A 3,246-nucleotide genomic window follows, 5' to 3' on the forward strand; every position below is an offset into this window, starting at 1 on the left:
ACAGCTACTCCTAAAGCCACTGCCTGACCAGCTGATCTGGCAAAAGTTCCCCCGGCATTATTTGAAACAGACTTTTTTAAATTTTCATATTCTTTAAGTTTCTTATGCCTCTCCTCTACTTTTTTCATAGATTTGGCCAATTCTTCTTGGCTTTGGGAATATCTTTTGGTCTCATTTTTAGCTGCTTTCATCTGCCTCATCATATCTGTAAGGGCTTTCTTTTGATTTTCTGTGGTTTCTTTTAAGTGATTCTCTGCTTTCTGAGCTTTTTTAAACTCATTTATCATGCTTTTAGAAGGTTTCTTGGTTTTTTCAATAGCCTTTCTTAGGTCATTCATTTTTTTACTAGTTCCAAAGAGCTCTCTTTGCTGCTTCTTATATTCTTCACGTCCACTTGCAAACCGTTTTTCCAGCTTTTCTTCACTAGCTTTTAGCTTTGAAATATGCCTGTTGGTGCTTTTTAGTTTTAGCATCTCATCGCTTAGTTTTTTCATTTCTTTAGAAGAGGTCTGAAAGCTTTTTGAAAGGGAGGGATCTACTGTCCCTCCTATTTTTAACATAAAATTTCTACCGCTCACGTGGTATCGCCTCCAACCAGCTGACCAATTCTTTAAGTCTCATTTTATAAAAAAAATCAGCTCCGCTATTGCTTACCTTTCCTGCTAGGAGGATAGCTTCCCTCAAGTCCTGCAATTTCTTTTTAGAATTGAGGTCTATCCCAGCAAGAAACCCTTTGTTGCTCCGGTTACTGCTGAAAAATCTCTATGATTTAGTTCTAGTATAAGTTCATATGGTAGCCTTGAAGCTTTGGCAGCTACCGCTGCTTGATAAGCAAATGAATAATTTGCATCTGGAACCGGCACATAAAATCTATCCCTGAAATTACTCTCTGCCTCACAAATATCAACTCCTGTTAAAGAACCAAAATCTAAATTGATTTCCCTGATTTCCACATCATTAAATTTTATTTTTTTAGAGAGTTTTATTTTTATAATACTTCCTACTATTGCTAACTTTTCTTCAGTCTCCTCAAGCAGTTTATTTTCTTCCATCTACAACCCCTTTCTATACGATTTATTATGCAGCTATCTGAAACATTTTTAGTAGGAACTTTCTGCCTTCTCCAGTCCATTTTCTGTCATAGACTATCTTCCCTGTATCCTAAACATTTTGCTTAATAGATACATAACCAAGATCTGAGTATTTAGAATAGAGCACCCAGGTTCCATTTGCTTTAAACTGTACCTTTCTTTCACCAAGTTCTATATTTAAAGCTATGGCACTTTTAAAACCAATTTCCTTTGCTATTTCAGTAGTTGTATACAGCTTGTTTTCATGTACCAGCATATCAATAGTTTTTTGCTTCTCAATTGCCAATAATTTCTGTTTTTCTTTCTCCTCTACTGCATCTGCATATGCTCTTAAAGCTTCAGGAAGTGACCTAGGAACATATAATTCTTTTAGTTGCTTTTCCATTTCATTAAACTTATTTATATAAGCTTTTTTAAAATCTAAATATCCCTCGTAATTGAAGACAAGCATTGTGAAGCCATCTTTTGTTAAAAGATACTCATCATATGTCTGACCATTCCCAGCCTTGTATTTACTAGGGATAAACCACTGCCCAAATGTGGACAATGATTTTTCTCTTATATCTCTGAGCACATGTTTATGTTCTTTCCCAAGCTCTTCAGCCACCACTCTGCTGGAAACTACTAAGCCATGTTCCTTATTATTTTCTATTTTTATTAAATCAGTCATTCTTCTCCATTTTTATAAGAAATTATCGTCATCAAGATAATTAACTCCATCCACGACAAATTTATTGTTAAATTTATCAATATGTAAATTTGGAACTTCATCTACAAATACTATGATACTGGCTACTTCAAACTCAGCTTCTGTATCCATAGACTTGGCAACCTCTGCCTTTCCTATATTCATACTTTTAGGAGTGACATTGGCAACCACTCTTATCTTTCTATTTTTAGATTTTTTTACAGGATGCTCTGGGTCCGCCATGTTCATGTTGCCCCTGAAAGTTAAAAGATGATTTCTTGGTGCAAGCAGTGTGGTAAATTGTTGATTTACAGCTCTCTTTTTTATCTTCAGCGTCATTGACTGAGTAAGCCCAGGTACTGGGACTTCTATTTCTCCTGCTATTCCAGAACCTGAAAGAGTATCTGTCATAAACTGGATATTAGGCAGCTCAAGATCGACTGTTCCCACTTCCTTCAATGCATCTATGTACAAACTAAAGCCCTGTAGAGACGTAGGTATTCCTCCTAGCATTAGTTACCACCTCCAAACAAGTTCTGTAAGTATTCAACATCATATTCCAGATCAGATTCTATACATTCAGCTACTCCCACAGGGGTCATGTATCTTTTGAAATAATATTTTCCATCAATCAGACTGGTTGTCGGATTATCTCCGCTATTGAATTCAATTCTTCCTCCAAGGATTACACTTTTAGTCACAAGTCCGTTATAGTAGTCGTTGTAACTGTCCACTATCTTATCCATCAACTTATTGTCAGCAGGCTTATCTACATCCAGCCAGAAAGTAAGGGTAAAATTATTGTTGTCCCAGATAAACATCCTTTTGCAGGAGATCGTATTATCTTTGACATCGGTATTTGATGGATAGCAGCCTGTCCTATTTCCCCATAACCTCCATCCATTATTGAAGTTTATAGAAGTTGCTACACCATTATCATTAAGATAATTTGCCTGCCCAAGAATAAGATCTACCTCTGTCCCGTCTTCAAGGCAAATCCCTGTGGTATTAAGTGCTTTATTTGAGGGAGATTCATATGGAATATCATTATTATCTTGATCCACTTTATACATGGAAGCAGCCACTAAGGTAGATATATGATAAATCTTGGTACCAATACAGGCCCTTGGCCAAAAGTTATACTGGGTCTCGTGAATATAGCTGTTGTCATTCTTCCACTCAGCAACTTTGGTGTAATTATCCACAGTACTGGCATCAATATCTGTTAGCACAATTCCGTTGAAAACCTCATTGATATTCCTCATAGAAGATACCAGTGACTGTGCCACTGCAGGTTTATGAGTCCATCCTGGAGCCAAACCAATATTAGGAACCCTGTTAAATTTAGTAAATACCTGTGGAATAGTTGCAAAACCTTCACTTTTAAAGGTTATCGCATCCACGCCCCCTATAATGTCGTCCTCATCCACTAGACTAGGTTTCAATTTATCAAAACTCACTTTATAG

At 36.5% G+C, this 3,246-nt stretch carries 5 protein-coding genes; all 5 read right to left on the reverse strand.

From position 1 onward, the window contains the following. A partial coding sequence (locus tag ABZA26_RS10995; RefSeq protein ID WP_372714575.1) for a hypothetical protein occupies positions 1-578 on the reverse strand: 578 nt, incomplete at its 3' end. Positions 579-713: 135 nt separating this feature from the next. After that, positions 714-1,052 (reverse strand): hypothetical protein, encoded by a 339-nt coding sequence (locus ABZA26_RS11000; RefSeq protein ID WP_372714576.1) that lies wholly within the window; start codon positions 1,050-1,052, stop codon positions 714-716. A gap of 109 nt (positions 1,053-1,161) precedes the next feature. Beyond that, positions 1,162-1,761 (reverse strand): Rha family transcriptional regulator, encoded by a 600-nt coding sequence (locus tag ABZA26_RS11005; RefSeq protein WP_372714577.1) that lies wholly within the window; start codon positions 1,759-1,761, stop codon positions 1,162-1,164. Positions 1,762-1,773: 12 nt separating this feature from the next. After that, positions 1,774-2,292 (reverse strand): phage major tail tube protein, encoded by a 519-nt coding sequence (locus ABZA26_RS11010; protein ID WP_013387481.1) that lies wholly within the window; start codon positions 2,290-2,292, stop codon positions 1,774-1,776. Next, positions 2,292-3,246: phage tail sheath family protein (locus ABZA26_RS11015; RefSeq protein ID WP_372714578.1), on the reverse strand; the 955-nt coding region annotated here is incomplete at its 5' end. The genes ABZA26_RS11010 and ABZA26_RS11015, both read right to left, overlap by 1 nt.

This window comes from Ilyobacter sp. (assembly GCF_041583315.1).
Classification (GTDB): domain Bacteria; phylum Fusobacteriota; class Fusobacteriia; order Fusobacteriales; family Fusobacteriaceae; genus Ilyobacter.

Excerpts from the sequence above, each read along its gene's own strand:
- ABZA26_RS11005 (WP_372714577.1), bottom strand. The coding sequence starts at position 1,761 with ATGACTGATTTAATAAAAATAGAAAATAATAAGGAACATGGCTTAGTA.
- ABZA26_RS11010 (WP_013387481.1), bottom strand. The coding sequence starts at position 2,292 with ATGCTAGGAGGAATACCTACGTCTCTACAGGGCTTTAGTTTGTACATA.
- ABZA26_RS11000 (WP_372714576.1), bottom strand. The coding sequence starts at position 1,052 with ATGGAAGAAAATAAACTGCTTGAGGAGACTGAAGAAAAGTTAGCAATA.